The sequence below is a fragment of the Streptomyces sp. JLBG701 genome (genome assembly GCF_058544905.1).
Map to the genome: position 1 here is coordinate 7,105,318 of NZ_CM178588.1, position 26,060 is coordinate 7,131,377.

General features: G+C 68.5%; 30 protein-coding genes and 1 pseudogene. 16 read left to right on the forward strand and 15 right to left on the reverse strand.

The window, feature by feature from the left end:
• Nucleotides 1–7: 7 nt before the first annotated feature.
• The 4 genes from AC5DRG_RS32950 to AC5DRG_RS32965 form a co-directional block, all read right to left on the reverse strand.
• On the reverse strand, nt 8–787 hold the full coding sequence (locus AC5DRG_RS32950; RefSeq protein WP_491803128.1) for a TetR/AcrR family transcriptional regulator: 780 nt from the start codon (nt 785–787) through the stop codon (nt 8–10).
• A gap of 10 nt (nt 788–797) precedes the next feature.
• Nucleotides 798–1,325: a thiol-disulfide oxidoreductase DCC family protein gene (locus tag AC5DRG_RS32955; protein ID WP_491803129.1), complete on the reverse strand. Its 528-nt coding sequence runs from the start codon at nt 1,323–1,325 to the stop codon at nt 798–800.
• A 14-nt stretch (nt 1,326–1,339) separates the two neighbouring features.
• Complete coding sequence (locus AC5DRG_RS32960) at nt 1,340–1,747, reverse strand: hypothetical protein (protein WP_491813227.1); 408 nt, start codon at nt 1,745–1,747, stop codon at nt 1,340–1,342.
• 147 nt (nt 1,748–1,894) lie between these two features.
• A complete protein-coding gene (locus AC5DRG_RS32965; RefSeq protein WP_491803130.1) occupies nt 1,895–2,308 on the reverse strand; it encodes a VOC family protein in 414 nt (137 codons plus the stop codon).
• A 68-nt stretch (nt 2,309–2,376) separates the two neighbouring features.
• Between AC5DRG_RS32965 and AC5DRG_RS32970 the strand changes: the two genes are divergently transcribed.
• The 3 genes from AC5DRG_RS32970 to AC5DRG_RS32980 all read left to right on the forward strand — a co-directional run bounded on the left by AC5DRG_RS32970 (nt 2,377) and on the right by AC5DRG_RS32980 (nt 6,693).
• Nucleotides 2,377–2,769 (forward strand): hypothetical protein, encoded by a 393-nt coding sequence (locus AC5DRG_RS32970; RefSeq protein WP_491803131.1) that lies wholly within the window; start codon nt 2,377–2,379, stop codon nt 2,767–2,769.
• Nucleotides 2,766–5,240: a DUF4132 domain-containing protein gene (locus tag AC5DRG_RS32975; RefSeq protein ID WP_491803132.1), complete on the forward strand. Its 2,475-nt coding sequence runs from the start codon at nt 2,766–2,768 to the stop codon at nt 5,238–5,240. The genes AC5DRG_RS32970 and AC5DRG_RS32975 overlap by 4 nt, the downstream gene beginning before the upstream one ends.
• Before the next feature lie 283 nt (nt 5,241–5,523).
• Complete coding sequence (locus AC5DRG_RS32980; RefSeq protein WP_491803133.1) at nt 5,524–6,693, forward strand: hypothetical protein; 1,170 nt, start codon at nt 5,524–5,526, stop codon at nt 6,691–6,693.
• Between the two features lie 61 nt (nt 6,694–6,754).
• On the opposite strand, the gene AC5DRG_RS32985 is transcribed toward AC5DRG_RS32980, so the two are convergent.
• Together AC5DRG_RS32985 and AC5DRG_RS32990 are read right to left on the reverse strand one after the other, a co-directional pair.
• Nucleotides 6,755–6,973 carry a DUF397 domain-containing protein gene (locus AC5DRG_RS32985; RefSeq protein ID WP_491803135.1) on the reverse strand — a complete coding sequence of 73 codons (219 nt, stop codon included), beginning with the start codon at nt 6,971–6,973 and terminating at the stop codon, nt 6,755–6,757.
• Nucleotides 6,974–6,983: 10 nt separating this feature from the next.
• On the reverse strand, nt 6,984–7,835 hold the full coding sequence (locus AC5DRG_RS32990) for a helix-turn-helix domain-containing protein (protein WP_491803136.1): 852 nt from the start codon (nt 7,833–7,835) through the stop codon (nt 6,984–6,986).
• A gap of 238 nt (nt 7,836–8,073) precedes the next feature.
• On the opposite strand from AC5DRG_RS32990, the gene AC5DRG_RS32995 reads away from it, so the two are divergent.
• The 3 genes from AC5DRG_RS32995 to AC5DRG_RS33005 are packed head-to-tail and all read left to right on the forward strand — an operon-like array spanning nt 8,074 to nt 9,447.
• Nucleotides 8,074–8,565 (forward strand): ATP-binding protein, encoded by a 492-nt coding sequence (locus AC5DRG_RS32995; protein WP_491803137.1) that lies wholly within the window; start codon nt 8,074–8,076, stop codon nt 8,563–8,565.
• A 46-nt stretch (nt 8,566–8,611) separates the two neighbouring features.
• The gene (locus AC5DRG_RS33000) at nt 8,612–8,968 is read left to right on the forward strand and encodes a hypothetical protein (RefSeq protein WP_491803138.1); all 357 of its coding nucleotides are present in this window, start codon (nt 8,612–8,614) and stop codon (nt 8,966–8,968) included.
• Complete coding sequence (locus tag AC5DRG_RS33005) at nt 8,965–9,447, forward strand: hypothetical protein (protein WP_491803139.1); 483 nt, start codon at nt 8,965–8,967, stop codon at nt 9,445–9,447. The genes AC5DRG_RS33000 and AC5DRG_RS33005 overlap by 4 nt, the downstream gene beginning before the upstream one ends.
• A 303-nt stretch (nt 9,448–9,750) precedes the next feature.
• Here AC5DRG_RS33005 and AC5DRG_RS33010 read toward each other — a convergent pair whose 3' ends face one another.
• From AC5DRG_RS33010 to AC5DRG_RS33040, 7 genes are all read right to left on the reverse strand, one after another.
• A complete protein-coding gene (locus tag AC5DRG_RS33010; RefSeq protein WP_491803140.1) occupies nt 9,751–10,977 on the reverse strand; it encodes an FG-GAP and VCBS repeat-containing protein in 1,227 nt (408 codons plus the stop codon).
• Nucleotides 10,978–11,153: 176 nt separating this feature from the next.
• Nucleotides 11,154–11,762, reverse strand: coding sequence for a Uma2 family endonuclease (locus AC5DRG_RS33015; protein ID WP_491803141.1), 609 nt, complete (start codon nt 11,760–11,762; stop codon nt 11,154–11,156).
• A gap of 157 nt (nt 11,763–11,919) precedes the next feature.
• Nucleotides 11,920–12,699, reverse strand: coding sequence for a succinate dehydrogenase iron-sulfur subunit (locus AC5DRG_RS33020; protein WP_491803142.1), 780 nt, complete (start codon nt 12,697–12,699; stop codon nt 11,920–11,922).
• On the reverse strand, nt 12,699–14,453 hold the full coding sequence (gene sdhA / locus AC5DRG_RS33025; RefSeq protein ID WP_491803143.1) for a succinate dehydrogenase flavoprotein subunit: 1,755 nt from the start codon (nt 14,451–14,453) through the stop codon (nt 12,699–12,701). The genes AC5DRG_RS33020 and sdhA overlap by 1 nt, the downstream gene beginning before the upstream one ends.
• Nucleotides 14,454–14,486: 33 nt before the next feature.
• Nucleotides 14,487–14,975, reverse strand: a complete 489-nt coding sequence (locus AC5DRG_RS33030; RefSeq protein WP_491803145.1) for a succinate dehydrogenase hydrophobic membrane anchor subunit — start codon at nt 14,973–14,975, stop codon at nt 14,487–14,489.
• A 5-nt stretch (nt 14,976–14,980) separates the two neighbouring features.
• Entirely contained in the window at nt 14,981–15,361 is a 381-nt protein-coding gene (gene sdhC, locus AC5DRG_RS33035) for a succinate dehydrogenase, cytochrome b556 subunit (protein ID WP_491803146.1), read from the reverse strand.
• A 180-nt stretch (nt 15,362–15,541) separates the two neighbouring features.
• Nucleotides 15,542–16,102 (reverse strand): 2-oxo-4-hydroxy-4-carboxy-5-ureidoimidazoline decarboxylase, encoded by a 561-nt coding sequence (locus tag AC5DRG_RS33040; protein WP_491813228.1) that lies wholly within the window; start codon nt 16,100–16,102, stop codon nt 15,542–15,544.
• A gap of 224 nt (nt 16,103–16,326) precedes the next feature.
• On the opposite strand from AC5DRG_RS33040, the gene AC5DRG_RS33045 reads away from it, so the two are divergent.
• The 3 genes from AC5DRG_RS33045 to AC5DRG_RS33055 all read left to right on the forward strand — a co-directional run bounded on the left by AC5DRG_RS33045 (nt 16,327) and on the right by AC5DRG_RS33055 (nt 19,261).
• A complete protein-coding gene (locus AC5DRG_RS33045) occupies nt 16,327–18,000 on the forward strand; it encodes a beta-N-acetylhexosaminidase (RefSeq protein WP_491803147.1) in 1,674 nt (557 codons plus the stop codon).
• Nucleotides 18,001–18,114: 114 nt separating this feature from the next.
• A complete protein-coding gene (locus AC5DRG_RS33050) occupies nt 18,115–18,621 on the forward strand; it encodes a hypothetical protein (protein WP_491803148.1) in 507 nt (168 codons plus the stop codon).
• 76 nt (nt 18,622–18,697) lie between these two features.
• On the forward strand, nt 18,698–19,261 hold the full coding sequence (locus AC5DRG_RS33055; RefSeq protein WP_491803149.1) for a hypothetical protein: 564 nt from the start codon (nt 18,698–18,700) through the stop codon (nt 19,259–19,261).
• Between the two features lie 133 nt (nt 19,262–19,394).
• Here AC5DRG_RS33055 and AC5DRG_RS33060 read toward each other — a convergent pair whose 3' ends face one another.
• Nucleotides 19,395–19,889, reverse strand: a complete 495-nt coding sequence (locus AC5DRG_RS33060; protein ID WP_491803150.1) for a DUF1877 family protein — start codon at nt 19,887–19,889, stop codon at nt 19,395–19,397.
• A gap of 177 nt (nt 19,890–20,066) precedes the next feature.
• Here AC5DRG_RS33060 and AC5DRG_RS33065 point away from each other — a divergent pair, with 177 nt between their 5' ends.
• The 5 genes from AC5DRG_RS33065 (at nt 20,067) to AC5DRG_RS33085 (ending at nt 24,100) form a co-directional block, all read left to right on the forward strand.
• Nucleotides 20,067–20,477, forward strand: coding sequence for a hypothetical protein (locus AC5DRG_RS33065; protein ID WP_491803151.1), 411 nt, complete (start codon nt 20,067–20,069; stop codon nt 20,475–20,477).
• Nucleotides 20,478–20,553: 76 nt separating this feature from the next.
• Complete coding sequence (locus tag AC5DRG_RS33070; RefSeq protein WP_491803153.1) at nt 20,554–22,026, forward strand: MFS transporter; 1,473 nt, start codon at nt 20,554–20,556, stop codon at nt 22,024–22,026.
• 88 nt (nt 22,027–22,114) lie between these two features.
• A complete protein-coding gene (locus AC5DRG_RS33075; protein WP_491803155.1) occupies nt 22,115–22,654 on the forward strand; it encodes a hypothetical protein in 540 nt (179 codons plus the stop codon).
• A 24-nt stretch (nt 22,655–22,678) separates the two neighbouring features.
• Nucleotides 22,679–23,299, forward strand: coding sequence for an RNA polymerase sigma factor (locus tag AC5DRG_RS33080; protein ID WP_491803156.1), 621 nt, complete (start codon nt 22,679–22,681; stop codon nt 23,297–23,299).
• A gap of 75 nt (nt 23,300–23,374) precedes the next feature.
• A complete protein-coding gene (locus AC5DRG_RS33085) occupies nt 23,375–24,100 on the forward strand; it encodes a hypothetical protein (protein ID WP_491803157.1) in 726 nt (241 codons plus the stop codon).
• Between the two features lie 11 nt (nt 24,101–24,111).
• Here AC5DRG_RS33085 and AC5DRG_RS33090 read toward each other — a convergent pair whose 3' ends face one another.
• Nucleotides 24,112–24,684 (reverse strand): TetR/AcrR family transcriptional regulator, encoded by a 573-nt coding sequence (locus tag AC5DRG_RS33090; RefSeq protein ID WP_491803158.1) that lies wholly within the window; start codon nt 24,682–24,684, stop codon nt 24,112–24,114.
• Nucleotides 24,685–24,828: 144 nt separating this feature from the next.
• Here AC5DRG_RS33090 and AC5DRG_RS33095 point away from each other — a divergent pair, with 144 nt between their 5' ends.
• The gene (locus AC5DRG_RS33095) at nt 24,829–25,566 is read left to right on the forward strand and encodes an SDR family oxidoreductase (protein WP_491803159.1); all 738 of its coding nucleotides are present in this window, start codon (nt 24,829–24,831) and stop codon (nt 25,564–25,566) included.
• 85 nt (nt 25,567–25,651) lie between these two features.
• Nucleotides 25,652–25,996, forward strand: a pseudogene (locus tag AC5DRG_RS33100) (ATP-binding protein); the annotation flags it as partial.
• Nucleotides 25,997–26,060 lie beyond the last annotated feature (64 nt).

Genomic DNA, 26,060 nt, shown 5'->3' on the forward strand with positions numbered 1-26,060 from the left:
CCGTCGCTCAACTCCGCTCGGCCTGATCGCCCTTCCCGGTCGTCCCGTTCTCCTCGGACGGCTCGGGAAGGGCGTTGGTCATGCCCGGCAGGAAGTCGCTGAACAGGTCGTGGACCTCGCGGACGAGCGGGCGCAGGACGCGGAAACGGGCCAGCGCGACACCGCGCGTGGTGAGCCGGGCGCCGCGTCCGGCGAGCCGGTAGGTGCGCTCGCGGCCTTCTGTACGGTCGTAGATCCAGTACATGACGAGGCCCATCTGGGACAGCCACATCAACTCGGGCAGCACGTCCCGCAGTTCCTCCGGGACCTTCGCCTTCGATCCGGCGAGCACCTCCCGGTGCACGTTGATGGCCTGCACGCGCGCGTGCTCCGACTCGGCGGAGAAGGGGCTGAGCGGGCTGTTCGGATCGGCGGCGGTCTTGAAGAACTGCACCGCGAACTCGTGGTAGGGCGCGGCCACATCGAGCCAGGCCCGGTGCACCCCCGCGAGCCGGGCCTCCAGGTCGGTCTCCCGTTCCAGGACCTCCCGCGCGGCCACCTCGTACTCGCCGGCGAGCTGGTCGTAGAAGCCCTGGATCAGGTGTTCCTTGCCGCCGAAGTAGTAGTACGCGTTGCCGACGGAGACCCCGGCCTCCTGGGCGATGGCCCGCATGGTCGTCTTCTCGTACCCGCGCTCCTTGAACAGCCGCATGGCCGTCTCCAGGATCAGCGCACGGGTCTGCTCACTCTTGGCGGGAGTACGTCCGGGAGCGTCGGAGGGGCCGGGGCTGTCTTTCGGTGCTGGCACGGGAAGGAGCCTAACCAGTGGAGCAGGTACCGCTGTCACAGCCCGGCGGGGTGTGGGTCCACCCGAGGCTGGGATCGTACGACCACCCGTCGCTCCGCCGGTACACGCGCGTGCCGCCCTTGTCGGCACCCGACTGGGCGCCGCGCCACTTGGCGGCGGCGAGAACGGCACCCTTGGCGAGCCGGGCCCCGGCCGGGGTGGCGAACCGATGGGCGAGGGGCCGGTGCTCGCGCAAGGCCCACAGCACGACGACCCAGGCGCCGGTTCCGCGATAGACCTGCCCGGCGTCCCCTACGACGGTGATGTCGTCGAGGGTGGCGGAGTGATCGAGGGTCGGAAACAGCCTCCGTGCCCGCTCCGAACCCGCCGGAACCATCGCCAGCGGCACCAGCTGCGGCTGCCGTTCGAGCCAGCCGCGCACGAAGGTGCACAGGTCACACTCGGCGTCGTACAGGACGGTGAGCCGGCGGACCGGAACGCCCCCCGTGGCGTCCCGGTCCGCGCGGGCAGTGGTGTCCCCCGACCCCACCGCGTTCATGTGGCTCATCGTTCTCACGCCCCGGTCGTGGGGGCGACCCAGCCCTGCGGGGCGACGGGCGGCAGCTGCTCCCGCTCCATGACGCCCCGGCGCCGGATCTTGTTGAGGACGTAGACGTTCCCGAGGTGCATGACACCGAGCACGAGCAACACGACGCCGACCTTGGTGGAGAGGGCTTCGAAGATCCCCCGGGTGTCGTCGATGGCCCCGTCGCCGCTCAGGTAGAGGGCGACGAACCCGAGGTTGACGAGGTAGAAGCCCACCACCAGAAGGTGGTTGACGGCCTCGGCGAGCTTCTCGTTCCCGCGCAGTACGTCGGCCAGGAAGACCCGTCCGTTGCGACTGAGCGTGCGCGCCACCCAGACGGTCAGACTGATGCTGACCAGCAGATAGATGACGTAGGCGATGACCGTGAGGTCCATTGTTCCCCCACCCTTCTTGAAGCCGCGCGAAGCCACTCGAAGCATCGTGGGGCTTCTTGAACGCGTTCAAAACTCTGTCGGGACTGACTGTAGCCCTGTTTTTGAACACGTTCAACGAGGGGGGTGAGGTGGTGGGGGTGACGTGGCTCACGCGGTGCGGCGACCCAGCTCCGGACGCTTGGAGTAGTCCGTGAAGCCGATGACGTTTCCCCATGGATCGGCGACCTCGACGGTCCATCCGGTCGCGACGGAGAGGGGTGCGTCGAGGAGTTCGACACCGGCCGCGATGAGTGCCCGCCCGGCCGCCCGGGCGTCCGGCACCTCCACCCACACGCGCGGGGAGGGCCAGGGCGGCGGCCGACGTCCGAGTCCGTCCTCGACCCGCAGCAGAATCCCTGGCGTCTCGGCCCCGACCTTCAGTGACGCGATCCCGGCCTCGTCGAGCCGGAACCCCACGGTGAACCCGGCCCGCTCGTAGAACCCGACGGCCTCGCCGAGATCCCCGACGGGCAGCAGGATGTTGTCGAAGCCGAGCAGCTCGTACGACTGGTTTTCTGACATACCGTCAGAATAGGTGCCCGACCGGCCGGAACGAGTGATTGTCAGTGGCGGCCTCTACTGTCGGCGGCATGGGAATCGTGACGTTCGTCGACGAGACGACATCGGGGGACCGGGGTGCGGGCTGGGGGCTCGAAATCACCGAGGAGCGGCTCGCGCTGCGCGAGTTGGTCCGGCGTCGGGTGTTCCAGGAGGTCGTCGAGTACAACGCGCGTACGCCGGGGGTGTTCCAGGGGCTCGTGCAGCCCGAGGACACGGAGCGGGTGCTGAACGGGTATGCGCTGCGGACACCCCGCCGAATAGACCCGGAGGTCCAGACCGAGCTGGCGCTCAAGGCCTTCGCGGGCAACGGTTTCCTGGTGCTGGTGGGGGAGCGTCAGCTGACGGACCTGGACGAGGAGATCGAGCTGGTGCTGGGCACCGAGGTGACGTTTCTGAAGCTTGTTCCGCTGGTGGGGGGATGACGATGGGCCACGTACAGAACTGCAAGGACCTGATCAAGCAGCGGGCCGCCGGCGGTGACCTGGAGGAGCTGGCCGCCGACCTGCTCAAGGCCGCGGCCATCAACAACGGCAACTGGACCGGCCTGTGGGACGGCGTGCTGGACCGGCTGTGCGAACTGCCGCCGGACGCGCGGTCGCGGGTCGCCGACGGCCTCGTGACCCAGTACCACTCGGAAAGGGCGGGTCCGATCGCCCGGCAGAACGCGCTGATCCTGCTGGGCATCGTCTCCCGCGGCCTGCCGCCCCACGACCGCCTCGTCGCGGAACGCATCTCCCTGCTCGACGAGATCTCCCGCCGGCACTCCTTCTGGTACGGCGCCCGCTACGAGAACCTCATCGAGGCCGAGCTGGCCGCGGGCCGCCCGATCGCGCCCGGCGTCGTCGCCACCGTTCGCCGCTCCGTCCTCCACGCCTACCAGAACGAGGACCTGCCCAAGACGGCGAAGAAGCTGACCGAGCCGGCACTCAACGTCGGTGAGGAGTGGGCCGAACAGGCTCTGCGGGACGCCGAGGCAGACCCCGTCTGGCAGGATCTGCTCGCCCACACGGCGACCGCCACCGCTGCCAAGCCATCCCCCAAGTGGGACAAACGGGCCACCGAACTGGTCACGACGCTCGGCCCCGAGCACGTCCGCGAGGCGGTGCTCCGCTGGTTCCCCCTCGTCGGCCGCCCCCGCACCTTCGAGCTGGAGCGCGGGGAGTACGAGCCCGACATCAACAGCGCCTACGACCCCTACAACGCGAACGCTCTCCGTGGCCTCACCTGGCTGCTCTCCCTCCTCCCGCCCCACCCGGACACGGCCCGCGCCCTCGGCGCCCTCGTCGAGACCTCCCTCAGGAAGGTCGCCGGAATGGGCCCGCGCAACCCGAAGGTCGCCAACGCCGCGGTCAACGCCCTCGCCCGTACCGACGGCGAGGCGGCCCTCGGCGAACTGGCCCGCCTCGCCACCCGCGTCACCTTCAAGGGCACGCTGAAACTGCTCGACGCGGCACTGGAGTCCCGGGCCCAGGCGATGGGCCTCAGCCGCGAGGAGATCGAGGAACTCGCCGTGCCCGCCTACGGTTTGACGGAGGTGGGCCGAGCGCGCCACGAACTCGGCGATGTCACCGCCCTGTTGGAGATCCAGGGCACCAAGGCCGTCCTCGGCTGGCGCAACACGTCTGGCAAGACCGTCAAGAGCGTGCCCGCCGCCGTGAAGCGCGACCACGCCGAAGAACTCAAGGAGCTGAAGGCGGCGGTCAAGGACATCGACAAGATGCTCACCGCCCAGAGCGAGCGACTGGACCGCCAGTTCCTGGCGAGGCGGACCTGGCCGTACGAGGCCTGGCGCGAGCGCTACCTCGACCACCCGCTGGTCGGTGCCCTGGCCCGACGCCTCCTGTGGACGGTCGACGGCGCGACGGTCGGATACGCGAACGGAACCCTGCGCACCCTCACGGACGACCCGGTCGAGAAAGGCGCCGAGGTCAAGCTCTGGCACCCGGTCGGCCACGACCCCGCCGAGGTCGTCGCCTGGCGCGACTGGCTGGAACGGCACGAGATCACCCAGCCGTTCAAACAGGCCCACCGCGAGGTGTACCTGCTGACGGACGCAGAGCGAAGGACGTCCACGTACTCCAACCGCTTCGCGGCCCACGTCGTGCGCCAGCACCAGTTCCACTCCCTGGCCGCGATCCGCGGCTGGCGCAACAAACTGCGCCTGATGGTCGACGACGAGGCCCCGCCGGTCACGCGCGAGCTGCCCCAGTGGGGCCTGCGCGCGGAGTACTGGACAGAGGGCGACGGAACGGAATACGGCGAGGACACCTCGGAGTCGGGCAGCTACCTGCGCCTACGCACCGACCAGGTCCGCTTCTACCCGATCGACGCCCCGGAGAACTCGGCGCACTGCTGCGGCGGCGAGTACAGGATGTGGCTGCGAGACGGAGCGCCCCCGGTCGCCCCGTTGCGTCTGGAGGACATCCCACCCATCGTGCTCTCCGAAGTCCTGCGCGACGTAGACCTGTTCGTGGGCGTCGCGAGCGTCGGCAACGACCCGACCTGGCAGGACGGCGGCCCCGACGGCCGCTTCCGCGAGTACTGGACGTCGTACGGCTTCGGCGACCTGACCCAGAGCGCGGAAACGCGCCGCGCCCTCCTGGAACGCCTGATCCCCCGCCTGGCGATAGCCAACCGCTGCACCATCGAAGGCCGCTTCCTCCACGTCAAGGGAGAACGCCACACCTACAAAATCCACCTGGGCTCAGGCAACATCCTCATGACCCCGAACGACCAGTACCTGTGCATCGTCCCGAAGTCATCGACAACCGGCCCACAGACCGGTTACCTGCCCTTCGAGGGGGACCGGATGCTGGCGGTGATCCTGAGCAAGGCGATGCTGCTGGCGGACGACATGAGCATCACGGATCGGACGATCCTGAGTCAGTTGTAGTCCCGCGCAGGCGTTTGCAGCCTCCCCGGTCCACGTCTAATCGTTGCGCGAGCTGGTGACCAGCCAGTTCGGCATTGAAAGGGTGAATGGGTGGACATCCGTCGCTCCCTCGACGCCACCATTTCTCACGGACTGGTGATCGAACTGACCGTTTTCGACGCCGCCCAGGTCAAGCTGTCCGAGTGTGCGGTTCAGTGGCTCACGGAAGGCGCGCGGCAAGGGGTCTACGCGCTTTCCTGTCATGAGTCCGCGCTGCGGGTCCAACAGGTGGGGGTGCGTCGATGTGGCGCAGCAGGGCACGTTCGAGGTCCGCTACAACCCCTACACCCCGGATGTCCTGCCGTGGCTGAGGCAAGTCGTCGACGACCGGGCCGAGTCGGTTTCCGTGACGAGCGGGGTGTTCACGCAGGATGGGGACATCGGCAACTCAGACGTCTCGGTCTCGGCCGTATTCGACGAGGAACTCCCCGAATATGTGAAGTTGGTTGTGCGTCTGGACGAGCGAGAACTGCTCAACCCGGCGAGCGGGCCAGCGGTGCAAGACGGTCTCCTGCGGGCCGTCCGGTGGGCCTGCGACCGATATGACGTGGTCTTCGGGCACGTCTCCTACCGGCACGCCGGCGAGGAGACGGAACTGGAGTACTTCCTTAAGGGTTACGACAGCGACCCGGCGACCAACACACCCCGATGGCGTTCGCATTTGCGTGGCTACTCCTGGCTCATGGTCGTGCCCGACGAGATCGCCCGCGTGCTGGGCGGCGCCGACGTCCTTCGCGCCTCGGGTGCCTTCCATTCCGTTGACGTCCTGCCCAACGGGGCACTACTGCTTCAGGCCACCCCGACGTTTCGGGAGTACGGTGACGAGGCCGTGGCGAACGTCCATCGTGTGGTGCAGGACGTGTTGATCAGCGGCGAGTTCCGTAAGCCAGCCCCCCTTGACCGGCCTGCCGCCGACTCGCATGGTTGTCCTGCCAGACTGAACGGCGGGAGTTCAGTCGGAGGTGGGGCGGAAGTTTTGCGTGAAGTCGAAGCGCTAGCGGCGATCCGGGCGGCGGTTGGGAACCGTCCTTACCTTGTGGGATGGCGCGAAGAGTCCCGGATCCGTCAGGTGTTGGATGACTTCGGATTTCAAGTCCTTGAGATCGAGGTTTCCGTCGATACGGATCTTGAGGTCATGATCTCAAGTCTCAGCGAAGTGCTGGGATTTCCGAATCCCCCGGCGCGCTCCTGGTATGAGTTCAACGATTATTTTCAAGACGTTGAGCGTCTTGGGCGGAGCTCAATTGCCATTCTGATTAGAAATGCAGATGCCCTCCTGGAGGGTGATCTTCAAGGGTTCGTCTCGGCTATTTACACTCTCCTGTCGATTTCGGAAGATATCGGGCCATGGTCAAATTCCACCGTGAGGGTTGAGTATTTCTTCATGAGTAATTGGAGTAGTCGGGCCTCTTGAGGTTCAAGGAGATGCATGCGGGGATAGAGCGCTGGGGACCCGGAACTGGTGCGATGCCCGATCAGGTCTTCCGGCTGCGGAAAGCGGACCCGCTTATCCCCTCAGGTCTGAGGGCGCGTATCAGTGCGCCGAGTTGGCGAGAGCCAGTCGCGACGATGCTTTCCGGGGCGTCGCTTTCGCGGAGGAGGATCGTTCCGGTGGGGGTGGTGGCGACGTAGACGCAGGAGGAGGCTTCCTCGCTGTAGGTGGACTTCTGCCAGGTGGGTTCGGTGGTGGTCATGGCTCGGCTTTCAGGTGTCTTGGGCGATGCGGTGGATGAGGTCGCGGGAGGCGTCGGGTTCCAGGGTGGCCTCCTCCATGCGGTCCAGGATCAGTCGGTATTTCGTCAACTGTGCTACCGCGTCGATGAGTTCGCTGCCGTGTGCGGCGTCGAGCTGTGCCGTGTCGAGCGCGGGGACGAGGCCGTACGCGTAGTCCAGTCCATGGCCGACGGTGGGGAACGCGGTGCCGTCGAAGGGGATCACCCGGAGTGTGACGTGTGGCTGTTCGCTCATCTTGGTGAGGTGGTCCAGCTGGGCGCGGGCTACCTCGCTGCCGCCGAACCGCATGCACAGCGCGGCCTCGTGGATGATCGCCGTGTACTGCGGTGGCTGCTCGCGGTGGAGGATGGCCTGGCGCTTGATGCGGTGGGAGATGCGGTACTCGATCTCGTGCGGGTGGAGTTTCGGGACCGCCTGGCGGAAGAGGGTGCGGGCGTGCTCCGGGGTCTGGAGCAGGCCGGGGATGTTGATGACCTGGGCCACGCGTAGGGCGACTGCGTGGTGCTCCATTTCTGCGACGTCCAGGAAGCGGGGCGGGAGCGTGTCCCGGTACTCCTCCCACCAGCCGCGCTCGCGGTGCGCCGCCATGGCTACGAGCGCGTCGATGAGCGGCTCGTCGGTGCAGTCGTAGTTGTGGGCGAGGGTGCGGACGCGCTGTTCGCTGAGGCCGAAGCGGCCCGTCTCGATGTTGCTGATGCGCGCCTGGTTGGCGGCCAGCATCTCGCCGGCTTCACGGGCGGTGAGGCCCGCGTGCTCACGCAGTTTCCGCAGTTCGGCGCCCAGGCGGATCTGGCGTGCCGTGGGTGTCTGCCGTGGCGGCATGTCCGTCCGCTCCCTTGTTTTGTGCCCTGCGTGGTCACCCACACGAGTGGACCGTCGGATGTATTCGCAGGTTTCGTAGAATCCATCCTACTTACGTCGCTACGGTGAGTCCCGAACCGCCCAACTGGCCCTGCCCGTAAGTCGGAAGCGCACCGCACCACTCGCGCGGCATTGCCACCGCTGGCCAGGCCGACGAGCGAGTCGAACGAACTAAGTCCCCCCACCGCAGGAGGCGTTCATGGTCACCGTATCCCCGTCCTTGCCGTCGCAGTGCGAAGCGCCCCCAACTTGGGCGTACGCCCTCCAACTGCCCCACGATCCACGTGCGGCGAGCATCGCCCGCGTTACCCTGCGTGCGATCCTTGCCGGTCACGGTATGAAGCAACTCACGGACGCTGCCACCCTGTTGGCCTCCGAGCTCGTCACCAACGCCTATCGCTACTCCACTGGCTCCGCGACTCTCCGCTTGCGCGGCCTCGGCGGCAGTCGTCTCCGGGTGAGCGTCTGGGATGCCAACCCCCACGTCCCTCCACCTTTCGACAAGCGGCCAGGCCCCCTCCACCCGGTCCCGGTCGAGGCCGACGGCGGGCGCGGGCTATTCCTGGTATGCCACTATGCGGACGCATGGGGCGGCTACCCGCTCGGGGACGACCTCTTCGGGCGGGGCGGGAAGCTGCTGTGGTTTGAGGTCGGGCCGTCGGTCGCCGATGAGGCGAGGGCTGCCGCGTGATCGGGCTCCCGGCTCCGTCTCACCGCTCGCCCGGCATACTGCTGTCGTGGCCGAGTACACACACGGAAGCAGTCGTCCCCCCTCTGGGTGGGGATATGGCGCGGAGCGCCTTTCGGGGACGCTGGACGAGCTCGACGGACCCGAGAGCGGGTGTGTCGAGCTGCCGTTGCGCCTGGCGTGGTCGGGGCTGCGTGTCTTCGACATCAGCGACGTGAAGCTGTTGCTCGGCCTCTATCGGATCGTTCTCAACAACGGCTCCCGGGACGACTTCGTGGGCTACCTCAATGGTGGGCTTCTCGTCCGCCACTGGCCCATCCTGCGCAAGATGCTGGGGCGCGGTGTGCGCGGCACGTGGGAGGGAGCCTTTCCCGAACTCCGTCGCTCCCGCTCCGACGCGGTATGAAGCTGCCCGAACCCCATCGCCGTCTGCTGACGGATGCGCTGGACGCGGCCGGTGAGTACGAGCTTGCCCCGGCCGGTGGATACGCCGTTCAGGCGCATGGACTGGTCAGCCGCCCGAGTCAGGACCTGGTCGTCGACCTTGAGGACCTGGTGGTCATGAAGGTGCACGCGCTCGGCGAGCGTGGTCTGCCGCGGGACGTGATCGACGTGCATGTGGCATGCCACTACTACTCCGTGATCGAACTTGAGCAGTTGGGGCTGCGTGACGGGACGGAGTTCGAACTCGCCGAGCTGCGCGACCGACTGGAGAGCGTCGTCTGGGTGAGTGACGAAGAGTTCGGCGCCTACGGACTGGGCCCGGAGGAGATCGCCGAGCTGCGGCAGTGGGCTCTGGAATGGGAGTCCGATCTGGGGCTCCGGCTTGCCGAGGAATACGACGATCCCGACGACGGCCTCGGCCATCCAGAGGAGCGAGGCTGAGGCACTGTAGTCCCGGCAGGCATGAGTCGTGATCCGTGGCCCGTGACCTGCGCGATCGCGATCCGTTCCTCGTATGCCGCTACGCGGTCGCGTGGGAATGGACGTTCCTCAAGCGAATGGCCCCTTTGGACCACCGGCAACCCCAGTCACGCCTGCTCACGGTCGTCGAAGCCGGCCCGAACAGGCCAATCGCCGATCCAGGAGAAGGCCGGAACCACACGGCTGGCCGGCTCGCGCCCCGGTCGGCTTCGAGTTCGACACCCCGGAGTTCGTCGTGCGAGCCCCGGAGACCGACTCCGGGGCTCAGCCCTGACGACGGGGCGCAACGCCCGTACTACTGCGGGAGGTTGGCCCGCAGCAACAGCTCCGTGGCTCCGGTCGTCGTGATGCCGGTCGTGCTGGCCCGGAGCAGGATGCTCGCGGTGTTGTTGTCCGAGGCGAGGAGGTCCGCGTCGCCGTCCGGTCGAGGTCGCGGAGGCGGACGTAAAGGCCGAGCATGGCGTACTCGGTAGCGGTGCCCGGGACGCCCGCGGTCGTGCGGGTGAACCACTGGGAATTCGTGCCGGTCAGGCCCGACTTGCCGCCGCGCAGGACGTGCACGCCGCCCGCGTTGTCGACGGAGCCGACTTTCTCCTCCGGGACGCCGACCGCGAGGTCCGGGTAGCCGTCGCGGTTGGTGTCGCCGGCGGAGAGCGCGTGGCCGAAGCCGTCGTGCTTCGTGGCGGCGGTGGCGACGCCTGTAGTGGACTGGCTGCGTCGGTAACTGGTGGTGGGGCCGCTCGCACCGCCACGGAGGATCACGACGGAGCCCGCGCCGTTGTTGCGCGGGGTGTCGCTGACGGCCAGGTCGCCGTAGCCGTTCTTGTCGAAGTCCGCGATGACGCCCGCCGGGCTGTAGTCCGGTGACGAGCCGTTGTACGTCGTGAACTTGCCGGACTTGACCGTAGAGCCGCCGCGCAGGAACCAGGCGGCCCGCGTCATCTTGTCGTTCTTGTAGCCCTGGCCGAGGACGTACAGGTCGGTGGCCTTGTCCTTGTTGACCTTTCCGGCGACGAGTCCGGTCGGTTCGAGGATGTCGGCCACGCTCGGGCTCGGGACGTGCTTGGTCACCTTGCCCGTCGTGCCGGACCTGGTGAAGCCGCCGCGGTAGATGTACGTCGTCTCGACGTGGTCGGCGACCGCCAAGTCCACCTTGCCGTCGCCGTTGAAGTCGCCGGCGGCGAGGGAGTCGCCGAATCCGTAGTGCGAGTGGTGGGTGACGGAGAGACGGGTCGCCGACGATCCCAGCCCGGACGACGATCCCCACACGATGGTGACCGCGCCCGCCGCGACCTTGCCGCTCACCTTCTCGGTGTGGTCGCCGACGGCGAGGTCGGCGTATCCGTCGCGGTTGAAGTCGGCGTTCGCGAGGGCGTCGCCGAACCCGTCGGAGTACCCTCCGGCGTCACCGGCCGTGCCGGGAATCCCCGCGCTCTTCTGGCTGAACGTCTTCACCACGGTGCCGGGGCCCGTCGCGGTCCCGTACGTCACCGTGACCGAACCGCTGTCGCCGACCGGCGCGTCGCGATTCTTATCAACTGCGTGCGTCTCCTGCCATGCGCGGGGCCATCGGCTGCCCGCAGGGGGCTTGGACGCCTGTCCTGGGACGGGAGTACAGAGGAGACTCGTGGTGGGACGTGAGGGTTGTACGAGGTGCCGATGTCCGCTCAATCGCCCTTCGGCTGCCCGGCCTTGAGGATCTCCGCCACGTCGAGGGTGACCTTGGCGCCGATGGAGTCGGGGAGGGTGACGAGTTCGCCGGGGGCGTGGACGCGGTGGTTGCCGTATTCGCCCTTGCCCGGGTCCGTGAGGACGTGGAGGCGTTGGTGCTTGCGGTCGACGATGACGTACACCGGCACATTCGCACTGGCGTAGGCGGCGACCTTGGTTCGCAGGTCGCTCTGGTAGTTGCTGGACGTGACTTCCAGGACGAGGCGGAAGGCGATCGGGTCGTAGCAGTTGTTCTCGACGAGGTGTTCTTGAAAGTCGGCGTCCACCAGCGTGAGGTCAGGGACGGCGTAGTCCTCGGTACCGGTGGGCAGCCAGAGCCCGATGCCCTGGAGAACCCGTGACTCCGCTCCGTGCAATCCGGCTGCAAGGAAGGGAACCATGAGGTCGGTCAGGGCGCTGGCGTGGGCACCGTCCGGGGGCGGGGACACGAGGATCTGGCCTCCGATGATCTCGACGCGGTAGCCCGGGTTGCGGTCCATGAGACGGTTCGCCTCCGCGATCAGCGGACGGTCGCCGTGGGGCCGCTCGACGGATGCTGCGGACATCGCGTGCCTCCTGTGGGCTGGTGTCGAGAACATCATCGTAGGGCGGGTGGGCGCGGCATGTCCTGTACCGGCAGCTTCACCCGATCGTGGACCGGACACGCACGTGGGCCCCGCTCCCACCAGGAACGGGGCCCACGCCGACGTACAGCAAAAGACGTCAGATGCGTCGAGTGATCAGTGCCCTCTTCACTTCCTGGATCGCCTTCGTGACCTCGATGCCGCGCGGGCACGCGTCCGTGCAGTTGAACGTCGTGCGGCAACGCCAGACACCGTCACGGTCGTTCAGGATCTCCAGGCGCTGCTCCCCGGCCTCGTCGCGCGAGTCGAAGATGAAGCGGTGGGCGTTGACGATCGCCGCCGGGCCGAAGTACTGGCCGTCGTTCCAGAAGACCGGGCACGAGGACGTGCAGGCGGCGCAGAGGATGCACTTCGTCGTGTCGTCGAAGCGTTCGCGGTCCTCCGCCGACTGGAGGCGTTCCCGGGTCGGCTCGTTCGTGTCCTTCGTGATCAGGAACGGCATCACGTCGCGGTACGCCTGGAAGAACGGGTCCATGTCGACGACCAGGTCCTTCAGGACCGTCAGACCCTTGATGGGCTCGACCGTGATCGGCTTCTCGGGGCTGAGGTCCTTGATCAGGGTCTTGCAGGCGAGACGGTTCTTGCCGTTGATCCGCATGGCGTCCGAGCCGCAGATGCCGTGCGCGCAGGAGCGGCGGAAGGTCAGGGTGCCGTCCTGGTCCCACTTGATCTTGTGGAGGGCGTCGAGGACACGCTCCTTCGGGTCGATCTCCAGCTGGAAGTCTTCCCAGGTCGCTTCCGCCGAGACCTCGGAGTTGAAGCGGCGGATGCGGAACGTGGCCGTGATGTACGGGGAGTCGCCGAAGCCGGGCTCGGGCTCGCCGGCCGCGTCCTTCTTGTCCAGAACAGGGGTTGCCATCAGTACTTACGCTCCATCGGCTGGTAGCGGGTCTGGACGACCGGCTTGTAGTCGAGACGGATGGACTCGGTGCCGTCGTCGCCCACCTCGCGGTACGCCATGGTGTGGCGCATGAAGTTGACGTCGTCGCGGTTGGGGTAGTCCTCGCGGTAGTGACCGCCGCGGGACTCCTTGCGGGCCAGGGCCGACACCGCCATGACCTCGGCCAGGTCGAGCAGGTTGCCCAGCTCGATGGCCTCCAGGAGGTCGGTGTTGAAGCGCCGGCCCTTGTCCTGGATCCCGACGTTCCGGTAGCGCTCGCGGAGTTCCGCGATCTTCTCCACCGCCGTCTTGATCGTCTGCTCGGTGCGGAACACCATGACGTTGGCGTCCATGGTCTCCTGGAGCTCGCGGCGCAGATCCGCCACCCGCTCCGTGCCCGAGGAGTCGCGCAGGTTCTCGACCTGGGCGATCACCTGCTCCGCCGGGTTCTCCGGCAGCTCGACGTAGTCCGCCTTCTGGCTGTACTCCGCCGCCGCGATACCCGCACGACGCCCGAACACGTTGATGTCCAGGAGGCTGTTCGTGCCCAGACGGTTCGCACCGTGGACCGAGACGCAGGCGACCTCGCCGGCCGCGTACAGGCCCGGGACCACCGTGGTGTTGTCGCTCAGCACCTCACCCTCGACGTTCGTCGGGATGCCGCCCATCGCGTAGTGCGCGGTGGGCTGGATCGGGATCGGGTCCGTGTACGGCTCGATGCCCAGGTACGTGCGCGCGAACTCCGTGATGTCGGGCAGTTTCGCGTCCAGCTGCTCCGGCGGGAGGTGGGTCAGGTCCAGGTACACGTGGTCGCCCTCGGGGCCACAGCCACGCCCCTCGCGGATCTCCGTGTAGATGGACCGCGATACGACGTCACGCGACGCGAGGTCCTTCATCACCGGCGCGTACTTCTCCATGAAGCGCTCGCCGTCCTTGTTGCGGAGGATGCCGCCCTCACCACGGGCGCCCTCCGTCAGCAGGATGCCCATGCGCCAGATGCCGGTCGGGTGGAACTGGAAGAACTCCATGTCCTCCAGCGGCAGACCACGGCGGTATACGGCGGCCTGGCCGTCGCCCGTCAGGGTGTGCGCGTTGGACGTCACCTTGAAGAACTTGCCGCAGCCGCCGGACGCGTAGATCACGGCCTTCGCCTGGAAGACGTGGATCTCGCCGGTGGCCAGTTCATACGCGACCACACCCGCGGACCGCTTCACACCATCGACCTCGGTGATCAGCTGGTCGAGGACGTAGAACTCGTTGAAGAACTCCACGCCCTCCTTCACGCAGTTCTGGTACAGCGTCTGGAGGATCATGTGGCCCGTGCGGTCCGCCGCGTAGCAGGACCGGCGGACGGGCGCCTCACCGTGGTTGCGGGAGTGGCCACCGAATCGCCGCTGGTCGATCGTCCCGTCGGGCGTCCGGTTGAACGGCAGGCCCATCTTCTCCAGGTCGAGGACCGAGTCGATGGCCTCCTTCGCCAGGATCTCGGCGGCGTCCTGGTCGACCAGGTAGTCACCGCCCTTGACCGTGTCGAAGGTGTGCCACTCCCAGTTGTCCTCCTCCACGTTGGCGAGCGCGGCGGCCATACCGCCCTGCGCGGCGCCCGTGTGGGAGCGGGTCGGGTAGAGCTTCGTCAGGACGGCCGTGCGGCTGCGCTTCGTGGACTCGATGGCCGCGCGCATGCCCGCGCCACCGGCGCCGACGATGACTGTGTCGTACTTGTGGATCTTCATGAGTGTTTCTCTCAGTCCCTCAGTCCCGTGCGCCTAGCGGATGTTCGGGTCGAAGGTGAAGATCACCAGCGTGCCCAGCAGGATGGTGAACACCGTGGCGGTGTAGAGCAGGCCCTTGAGCCACAGCCGGGTGTTCGCGCGCTCCGCGTAGTCGTTGATGACCGTGCGCAGGCCGTTGGCGCCGTGCAGCATCGCGAGCCAGAGCATGAGGAGGTCCCAGACCTGCCAGAACGGGCTCGCCCAGCGGCCCGCCACGAAGGCGAAACCGATCTTCGACACGCCGCCGTCCAGCACGAGCTGGATCAGCAGGTGGCCCAGGACCAGGACGACCAGCACGACGCCGGACAGGCGCATGAAGAGCCAGCCGTACATCTCGAAGTTGCCCCGGGTGGACTTCGGGGTCTTCTTGGTCCGCTTGCGCGGGGCCTCGATGACGGGGGCCGGGTTGTCCACGCTGTACGCGGACACGCCCTCGCCCTCGACCGGGCCGATGCCGGTAGCGGTTGTTTCGGTGGTGGACATACGCGTCAGCTCCCGAACAATTCACGAGCGGCGTGCCCGAGGACGGGGTAGAGCGCCCCGACCATCAGCACGAGCCACAGGCCTACGACGGACCAGAGCATCTGCTTCTGGTAGCGCGGGCCCTTCGACCAGAAGTCGACGGCGATGACACGCAGGCCGTTGAGCGCGTGGAAGAGGATTGCGGCGACGAGGCCGTACTCCAGCAGCGCGACGATCGGCGTCTTGTACGTGGCTACGACCTTGTCGTAGTCCTCGGGGGAGACACGGACGAGAGCGGTGTCCAGCACGTGTACGAACAGGAAGAAGAAGATGAGGACGCCGGTGACTCGATGAGCCACCCAGGACCACATTCCTTCCCGGCCGCGGTACAGCGTTCCAGCCGGCACGGAAAACCCTCCGGGAGCGGGGATTGGGGCCGCGCCGGCTTGGGTGTCGGTCGGGCCCGGCCGGGTACGGTCCTCCGGCCCCCAGCATCGTAGCGACGCGCTGGCGCTGGGCTTAAGCCGGGCCTACCTGTGTGATCAAAATGGCACTCAAAGGTGCACGTACGGGCTAGTAACGGGCGGCTACCGAGGTGGGGGCTTGTCTGGTTTGCCGGGTTCAGGCTGTTTGTGGCTTGTCGCGCAGTTCCCCGCGCCCCTGACCGTGTTGACCAAACGCCCTCTTGCCAGGCGTCGCAATTCTTCCGCCGTCAGTACCCGTTCCTCCTCCGGGTCGTTCGTCAGGCGTGAACGGATGGCTGCCAGTACCCGGTCGAGGATCTCGTCCGGGGGGACGTCGTCCACGCAGATGACGAACACGTGGCCGAACCTCGCCTCGTACGCCGCATGCGCCGCGCTCAGTGCCATGTGGGCCGCGCCGTACGTGTCGTCCGGCAGGACCGGCAACGACTCACCCGCCAGCGCCTCCGCCAGGTCCCCCGCGGTCAGGTCGTACGCCGCCTCGTCGGATGCGGCCAGCAGGGAGTCCAGGTCGGGGTAGGGGCGGTGGTCGGTGATGCGGCGGGCCCAGCGGAGGCTGCGTAGGCAGGTGAGGAGGGTGCGCTGGGCGTCGTCGGTGGGCGCGGTGTTGAAACCGTCCAGTTGGTTTGGCGGTGTACCGCGGGTCTGCTCGGGGAGTGCCGGTATGGCTACTCGGCCGGGGAGGTCTGGGAGACGATGCGCTGGCAGCGTGGGTCCTAGTGGGCGTTACGTGTGTGTGGTTTGGCTGGGGATGCAGTGAGGGGTGTGTCACCACGTTATCGAGAGGTGTCATCACGCGTCCGTCGCATGCCTGAATTTCACCCGAACGGGAGAGTTTCGGAACGTGTGGTGGACAGTTGGCGTCGCCGCCGGGGCCCTAGGTTGGGTTCGTGAGTCAGCACAGGCGTCGTGTTTCGGCGCAGGACGTGAAGAAGAGGCGGGTGCTCATCGGGGCCACGGTCGCCGTGGTCGCGGTCGGGCTGAGCCTTGGGCTCTGGGCCGCCTCGGGGGATGAGGGCAGTAGTAGTACGGAGGGTTCGGCGCCGCAGGCCTCTGAGGGCGGGTCCATCGACTCCTCCTCCTCTTCCTCCGCCGGCTCGCGCTCGCCCAGCGCCAGTCCCAGCCCCACCCGCTCCTACGCCCTCTCCTCCACCCCGCGCACCATCCCCGCCGTCCGCGCCCACACCCCCGCACGCGGGCCCGGCTGGCGTCCCGCCTCCGGCAACCGTGTCGTCGTCGACGACTCGGAACTCGTCGACGAGGGGCGGCTCATCGCCGGTGAGCTCGGGCTGACGTACGCCGGTGAGCAGGGCGACGTGCGGGCCGGGGACGTACGGCTGGCGCTGAGTGATGACGAAGGCGCGGACCCGGAGTCGTACACCATGACCGTGCGCGGTGGGCGGGTGAACATCAGCGGGCCCGCCGACTCGGGCGTGTTCTACGGCACCCGCACCCTCAAGCAGGAGGTCCACGGCGGCGGTACGGCGCCGGAGGGCGTCGTACGGGACGGGCCGGCCAAGCCGCAGCGCGGGCTCATGCTGGACATCGCGCGTAAGCACTTCACGGCGAAGTGGATCGAGGACCGGGTGCGGGAGCTCGGGGATCTCAAGTTCAACCAGCTCGGGCTCCATTTCTCCGACGATCAGGGCTTTCGTATCGAGTCCGACACGCATCCGGAGATCGTGTCCAAGGAGCATCTGACCAAGGCCGAGGTCAAGGCGATCGTCCAGCTTGCCGACTCGCGGCACATCGCCGTCGTGCCCGAGATCGACTCGCCCGGGCATCTGGGGGCCGTGATCGCCGCGCATCCCGATCTGCAGCTGCGCAATGCGCAGGGCGTGGCCGCGCGCGGGGCCGTCGATATCTCGAAGGACGCCTCCGCCACCATCGTCGACGATCTGCTCGACGAGTACGCCGACCTCTTTCCCGGTGCGTACTGGAATCTCGGCGGTGACGAGTACCGGGCCCTGACCGTGTCCAACCCCGAGGCCTCCTACCCGCAGCTCGCCACCGCCGCCAAGAACGCCTACGGCTCCGGCGCCACCGTCGCCGACCTCACCACGGGCTGGCTCAACGACCGCGCCGACACCGTCCGCGCCCACGACCGGACCATGCGGGTGTGGAACGACGGCTTCTTCCGGGGTACGTCCGTGCAGCCCGCGAAGGATCTCCAGGTCGCCTACTGGACGGGCAAGGAGATCGGCGCGCGCCAGCCCGTGGAGTATCTGAGCGCGGGGCGCCAACTCATCAACTACAACGACGAGTTCCTCTACTACGTCCTGGGGCAGCCGAACAACTTCGTCTATCCCACCGGTGAGCGGATCTACGAGTCGTGGACGCCGCGTGTGGTGCGTGGGACGCAGGCCGTGTCCGCCAAGTACGACGACCAGATCCTGGGCGGGTCGTTCGCCGTGTGGTGCGATCTCGCGAACTCGCAGACGCAGGATCAGGTGGCTTCCGGGATTCGGATGCCGCTGCGGGCGACGGTCCAGAAGCTGTGGGATCCCGGCAAACCCGACCTTTCCTGGGTGCAGTTCGCGGAGCTTGCCGATCGGCTTGGGTGAGCGGCTTGAGCGAGTGGCTTCGGCGACACGCCAGTTGTGTCCTATCGGTGGCGGACTTCGTTGTGCCTGTGGTGTATTCGGGCCGAGTCAACGCTGAGACGCCGGGGGGACGGCATGGGGTACTGGGGCTATTACGTCGTGGGCCGGAGCGAGCGGCCGCTCGCCGAGTTCGATGCCCTCGGTGGGGCGCGCGACGGGCTGACCGAGCGCGAGCGGCGTGACGACGGGTGGCAGGTGTGGGAGTTCCCGGGTGGCGAGGGTGACGTCGGCAGCATGAACGCGCTCGCCGCCGAGACCGGGGCGCCCGCGCTCTTCGGGTACGTCATGGACAGTGACTGCGTGGTGCTGGAGGCCGCCGGCCCGGAAAGCGGGGGGTGGACCACGTGTCTCGCTCGCGCCGCCATGGCCGGGTACCTCGGCGCCGACAAGGAAGGGCTCACCCTTGAGGACTACTTCCTTGAACCCCATGACGCCGCCGACCGGGCCGTCGAGTGGGCCGCCGAGGCCGGCCACACCGTGCCCGCCGAGCCGCTCGTGGACGTGCTGACCTCCGAACCTGACCCGTTGGCCGAAAACCTGTTCTTCCGCTTCCTCGATCGGCTGGGCGTCCTGCCCCTGTGACACTCCCGCGTCGTCGCGCGCAGTAAGGGGAAGTGCGGGCTCCGTAAAGGTCGGAGCCTCGGCGAGGGAGGCTTCGATGAGCCTGGTGGAACTGATCGCTCAGGCCGACGAACGCGGACTGGCTGCCGGTGGGCTGGCTTGTTTGGATCGGTGTGTGCCGTTGCTGGGCGGGGACGACGAGGTTCTTCGGCCGTTGTGGGGCGACCTCGCGGACGCCGTCGACAGCGGTGCGTGGGGTGAGTGCCTTGAGCAGGTGCGGGGGAAGCTGGACGGCGGGCCCGGGGACGAGGCTGGGCTGCTTGCCCGTCGGATGCTTGACGCTGCGCCTGCTGTGCGGTCCGGGTCCGGGTCCGAGCTGCGGGCTTGGGCCGACGGTTGCTCTGTCGCTTCGCTGCGGATACATCGGCTTCTTGACCCGGCTGAGGATGCCTCCTCGGTCGACTCTCGCCGTGAAGGGCGTACGGAGGGGATGTCGCCCCTTGTCGCCGCCGAGCTGCGGCGGCAGGTCGCCGTGCTGGAACTTCTTGCCGCCCATGGCGCGGGTGGGCTGCGGCCCGCGCTGGACGTGACTACCGAGGGGCGGCGGGTTTTGCGGGCGGTGGTGTCGCGTCGGGCACGGACGCGGACGCTCCGCGGGTAGGGCCGTGATGGGTTGTTCGTTGTCTGCGGGTGCGTTGTGGCTGGTCGCGCCCACGCGGCGGAGCCGCATATCGATACGGCCCCGCGCCCCTTGCCGGCGTTGCCCATAGGCACGTTTCAGGGTCCCGCGATCTTTAGCGCACCAGTCTCTTCACCACCGCGTCTCCGTACTCCGCCGTTCTTGCGTAGAACGCCGTCAAATCTCTGTGCGCCGACTCGAAGACGCAGCGTGTCTCGGGCTCCGCGGACTTGCCGCCGTAGCGTCGGAGTAGGTCTTCGCGGGCCGGGTGCCACAGAGCGTCGAAGTCGGATGTCGTGAGGAAGGTGGCGACCCTCGTCACCTGGGCCGCCGTGAGCAGGACGAACGGGGGCTCGTCCCGGTCGGAGGGGAAGGCGTGGCGGCCGCCCAGGACCACGTGGGTGCGTGGGCCGTCCTCGGCCTTGTGCGGGGGTGTGCCGGTGTAGAGGAGTTCGTGGTCCAGGTACCGCCTGTCGAGGAGTTCTTCGCGGTGGCGGTCCAGTCGGTGCCGCACGGTGTCCCAGTCGTCCTCGAACAGCCGTCGCAGCCAGGTCACGCTGTTGCGCAGTGCCGCGGGGGGCACCGCCCGGAGATGGAAGTACACGTTCATCAGTGAGTGGAGCGCACGGGAGTGCCGAAGTATCACTCTCGCGTCAACCCTCGTCGCTGAGGGAATCGTGTGACCGTCCCGGGGTGGACGTGACGGACGTGGGGCGGTCCTGCGCCGGTCTCGGCGAAGGGGCCGAATTCGGGTGACGAAACGGATCGGCGCTGCGCTTCTGGGTGTGTGACGACTCAGTACGAGACCAGGCCCTCAGCTGCGGCGAAGCCCCTGCGGTGGGCGGCGGACACGGTCGCGACCATGCGCGAGGGTGCGCGGCTGCGGCTCGACTACACGGCGCAGAGTCTGTGGAGCGTCGACCGGATGATCGACGACATACGCCGGGAGAGCCCGCCGTACGCCGCCGTGGAGGCGGTCCTGCGCGGCTTCGGGGCCTACGCCGGTGAGGTGATCGTGCGCCAGACCGGCGCCGAGTGGTGGGCGGGGGGCGGTGACCACTGGGTGCGTACCCCCGACGGGCGGATGTGGGATCCCATCGACGAGGCCCGGCGTTGCTTCGGCGGGCACGGGTCGCTGCGGCTGCTGTGCCGGGACGCCACGTACGGCGGCGCGAGCGGCGGGGCAAAATCGGCGTAATAAGAGACGCTGGCGTTCCCAAGTGATGGGTTTCCGGAGGAACATGAGAGTGGTCGCCTGACTCGGGAGGCTCCTCATGGCCGACAACCGTCGTTGGTGGGCGCTCGTCGTCATCGCGCTCGCCCAGCTGATGGTCGTGCTCGACATGACCATCGTGAACATCGCCCTGCCGTCCGCCCAGGCCGACCTGAACATGTCGGACGGCAACCGGCAGTGGGTCATCACCGCGTACACGCTCGCCTTCGGCGGACTGCTGCTGCTCGGCGGCCGGATCGCCGACCTCATGGGGCGCCGGAACACCTTCATGATCGGGTTGCTCGGGTTCGCCGCCGCGTCCGCGCTCGGCGGTGCCGCGGCCAACTCCGGGATGCTGTTCGGGGCCCGCGCCCTCCAGGGCGTCTTCGCCGCGCTGCTCGCGCCCTCCGCGCTGTCGCTGCTCGCGACGACGTTCACCGACCCGAAGGACCGCAGCCGGGCCTTCGGCGTGTTCGGCGCGATCGTCGGCGCCGGAGCGGCGATCGGGCTGCTCGCGGGCGGCTTCCTCACCGAGTACCTGGACTGGCGCTGGTGCCTGTACGTCAACGTGCCGATCGCGCTGGTCGCGTTCGCCGGCGCGTGGGCGCTCCTCGCGCCCGGCGAACGCCACCCCGACGCCCACCTAGACGTGCCCGGCGCGCTGCTCGGCTCGGCCGGGATGCTCTCGCTGGTGTACGGCTTCTCCGAGGCGGAGTCGCGCAGTTGGGGCGACGGGCTGGTGCTGACGCTGCTCGGCGGCGGTGTCGTACTCCTCGGCGCCTTCGCCTTCTGGCAGACCCGGGCCCGCGTTCCGCTGCTGCCGGTCTCGGTGGTGAAGGACCGTCAGCGCGTGGGGGCGTTCCTGACCACGCTGCTCGTCACGATCGGCATGTTCGGCGTCTTCCTCTTCCTGACCTACTACATGCAGGGCGTCCTCGGATACTCGCCGGTCAAGACGGGTCTCGCCTATCTCCCCATCACGGTCGGCATGATCGTCGGCTCCACGCAGATCGCGGCGCGGGGGCTGAACAAGTTCCCGCCCCGCGTCCTGATGGTGCCGGGCCTGCTGGTGGCGGCGGGCGCGCTGGCGCTCATCGCCCAGGTCGGCGTGGAACCCGCGTACGCCTCCCACATCCTGCCCGGCATGCTGATGCTCGGCCTCGGCATGGGCACGGCGATGATGACCTCCGTCTCCCTGGCCACCGGCAGCGTCGCCCCGCGCGACTCCGGCGCCGCCTCGGCGACCTTCAACACGGCCCAGCAGGTGGGCGGTTCGATCGGTACGGCCCTGCTGAACACGATCGCCGCGACCGTCACCGCCCGCTACCTGACCGCCCACGCCGGCCCCGGAGTCGACCAACGGCAACTCGCCTCCGAGGCCACCGTGCACGGCTTCAACGTCGCCACCTGGTGGGCGATGGGCTCGCTGCTGCTGGCCGCCCTCATCGCCGGCGTGGTGATCAACGCCGACCGGGCGCCCGCACCGCCGGGGCGCACGGAGGCGGCGCCTGAGCCGGTGGACACCCGGACCTGAAGAAGTAGTGAGTCGTCCCCTTCCTGTCCCTTCCTGTGTGACGTTCCTGAGCCGGAATGCGCTTGGTGAGGAGGGAGGGGACGGATTCATGGAACAAGTTGTGAACAAGGTGACCGACACTGCACCCCGTGCGAGCGGAATGCGGGCGTGTGCGACCGACTTCGTCGCCCGCGTCACCGCCCGCAGCCGGCTGCCGCTCGACTACTCCGTGGCCAGCCTGCGGGTCGTCGACTTCCTGATCGACGGGCTGCGCAAGGGCGGCGCCGACCGGGAGAGGGCCCGGGACACGCTCTTCGGGCTCGGCGCCTACGTCGGTGAGGTGCTGGTGCGCCGGGCGGGCGCGGCCTGGGTGGACTTCGACGCCGATCAGCGGGCCTACTTCGGCCAGCCGGCCGGCGTACGCATGCCGGACGGCCGGGTCTGGAACCCCGTCGGCAAGGTCCACAACCGCTTCGAGGCGGGCGGGCCCGGGGAGTCGCTCCAGACCTTCTATCTGATGCTGCACGGGAGGGCGCGCAAGGGCCCGGGCCACCTGGCGCGCTGTGACACTTCGGTGCGGTCCGGCGCTGATGATCGTGGGGGACGTGAACAAGGGCGGTCGCACCCGCGCGGTGCGGACTCGCCATGAACTCGGTACGGACGAGGACAGTTCTTGGGCCAGCGAGGGGAACCCCGCCGCGTGCAGCCGCACGATGCGGAACTGGGCGCGGCCGTCGCGCGAGCCCAGGAAGGCGACGAGGCCGCCTTCGCGGTCGCGTACCGGATCGTGCAGCCCGGACTGCTCGGTTATCTGCGCGGCCTGGTCGGCGCCGACGCCGAGGACGTGGCCTCCGACGCCTGGCTGGAGATCGCCCGCGACCTGGGGCGGTTCAAGGGCGACGGGGCGGGCTTCCGCGGCTGGACGGCGACCATCGCCCGGCACCGGGCGCTCGACCATCTGCGGCGGCTGCGGGTACGGCCCCGGGCGTCGGGGCTGGAGCAGGACGACGTACTGGATCTGCCGGGCCCGCACAGCACGTACGACCAGGCGCTGGAGTCCATCTCCACCGAGCGGGCCCTGGACCTGGTCCGCGGGCTGCCGCGCGACCAGGCCGAGGCCGTGCTGCTGCGTGTTGTCGTCGGTCTCGACGGCCCCGCCGCCGCGCGCGTTCTCGGTAAGCGCCCGGGCGCGGTACGCACCGCCGCGCACCGGGGGCTGAAGCGCCTCGCCCGGCAGTTGGGCGTCGAAGGTGTGACGGATGAGGGTCCCCGAACGCTGGGGGAGTCGAAATGAACGAAAGCGGAAGCGGAAGCCGCAGCAGTGGGCGCGGCAAGGGCAGTGTGTCGTCGGACAGGGACGGATACGGACATGGGTGAACGGCAGAGCGGCGAGGGAGCTTCCGGCCATCGGCGTGCGCTCCCTGGCGGCGCCGTGCCCGGGCCGGTGTCCGGCAGTGGCGGTCTGGAGGCGCTGCTCGCCGCCGCCGTGCGCGTCGAGGGTGCCGTCGTCGACCCCGAGGCGGAGGGGCGGGCCGTGGCCGCGTTCCTGGCCGCCCGTGACGCCGGGGAGCACCAGGCGCGCACCCGGCGCCGTGACGACTGGCGGCCCCGGGAGCGGCGGCACTGGGCCGGGCGCCCGGCGAAGGCCACGTTCGCCGTGGTCCTGGGCAGCCTCACGCTGGGCGGCGTCGCGGTCGCGGCGATCGGATCGAGCGGCTCCTCCACGGACGACGCCGACTCGGGGCGCTCGCGTTCCTCGGTGAGCGCACCGGCCGAGCGGTCCTCCACTGCGGGCCCCTCCCGGGCCGGCTCGGCGCCCTCGGACCGCCCCTCCACCGCCAAGGACACCGAGGCCCACTGCCGCGCCTACGAGCAGGTCAAGGACCGCGGCAACGTCCTGAACTCCACGGTCTGGAAGCGGCTCGTCACCGCCGCGGGCGGCGAGGGGAACGTCGCCGCGTACTGCGCCGGACAGCTCGCCCAGCCCACACCGACCACACCTGGCAAGGCGACCGAGAATCCGGGCAGCACGAAGAAGCCGACCGAGGCGCCGACGGAAGCAGCGGCCGAAAAGGCCAAGGGAAAGAACAACTAGCCGAACCGCCCTCACGAACGGGTCTTCAGGCCGTCCAGGGTGAGGTCGAGCAGGCGTTCGGCCCGTTCCCGCTGCTCGGGTTTGGCCGAGGTGAGGGCGATGCCTTCGAGGGCGGCAGCCATGTCGTTCGGGCTGATGTCGGTGCGGATCGTCCCGGCGGCCGCACATGCGTCCATCAGCGCGGTGATGGCGGCCTGGATCATGTCCCGGCTCTGGCCGTAGGGGTTGCTTCCCGCCGCGGCGATGGCACGCAAGGCGTCGATCATGCCGGACTTGGTGGTGACGTAGTCCAGGAAGAGGCGTGTCCAGGCGTGCAGGGCTTCGTAGGGTGGTTTCGCCGCGAGCAGACCGGGGACGGCGTCGCACAGCTGGGCGAGCTCGTTGCGGTAGACCGCCTCGATCAGAGCCTCCCGGGTGGGGAAGTTGCGGTACAGGGTCGCGCTGCCCACGCCCGCCTCTTTGGCGATGCGTTCCAGGTGCGTGTCCAGCCCCTCCTCGGCGAACACGCGCACCGCAGCCGTGAGGATCTTCTCTCTGTTACGCCGTGCGTCAGCTCGCAACGGGCGTGGTGCCCTGTCGGCCATCAGCGGTCGCCATTCCCCTCTCCGGTTCCCTTCGCTTGCTAAACGGAGGCGCCCCCACTTAGTCTGACGTAAGTGGGGGATTCCCCAGTTCCACTGTAGGTCATGGGCTGACCTGCGCACATCCTCCTTGGAAGGACGTTGATCATGTCAGGTATCGAGGGCAAGGTCATAGCGATCACCGGTGCCAGCAGCGGCATCGGAGCGGCGACGGCGACCTACCTCGCCGAGAAAGGGGCCCGGCTCGTGCTCGGGGCCCGACGGGAGGACCGACTGAACGCGGTGGTGGACCAGATCACGGCGAAGGGCGGCTCGGCCGTCGGGACCGTCATCGACGTGACGCGCCGCGAGGACCTCAAGCGCCTGACGGACACGGCGGTCGACCGGTTCGGCCGGCTCGATGTCCTGGTCTCCAACGCCGGCACGATGGCGGTGTCACCCTTCGACGAGCTGCGTCAGGACGACTGGGACGCCATGGTCGCCACCCATGTCACCGGCCTGCTGAACGGTATCGGGGCGGCACTTCCCGTCTTCCGGCGGCAGCGCTCGGGCCACTTCGTCAACGTCGCCTCCACCGCCGCCTACGTCGTGAAGTCCCCGCAGGGCGTCTACGCGGCCACCAAGACCGCGGTGAAGGTGCTGACCGAGGGCCTGCGGCAGGAGTCGGGACCCGACCTGCGTGTCACCCTCGTCTCACCGGGGTTCACCAACACCGAGGGCGTGGGCAAGGGGGCGAGCCCCGAAGTGGCGGCGGCGTTCGTCCGGCAGCGCGACGAGATCGCCATCCCGCCCTCCGCCATCGCGTCCGCGATCGGTTACGCGATCGAGCAGCCTGCCGGCATCGACATCAGCGAGATCGTCGTCCGGCCCACCGTGCAGGCCTGACGCCCAGCACATCGAGCTCGTCATGCGGCCAACCGTCGGGTGTCGAAGCTCAGGGGTAAATCCAGTGCGACGATTTTGTCGAAGTACCCTCGCCGACCCTGTCATCCGCTTCAACCAGCTCATCACCCTCCCGCAGGCCGCCGCCGTGGAGCAGGGGTTCGCCGAGCAGGTGTGGCAGCAGGCCGCTCCGACCTTCAACTCCAAGATCCTCGGGCCGCAGTTCGAGGACCTGGCCCGCGACTTCACCCGCCGTTACGCCCACACCCTGTTGCCTGATGGACTGCCCGGCCCGGTCGGCACCACCGAGGTCGCCGACCAGAGCGCCCGGACGAAGCACGAGGTCGATGTCATCGCCCTGGCCGCCGGCGAGCGCCCACAGGCTCCCCGCGCGAGGATCGCGCTGCTGGGCGAGGCCAGAGCGACCGCCGCGTCGCCGGCACCCCTTGGTGAGCACCACGGTGCCGGTCGCGGCGAGTACGGCCATGACACCCGAG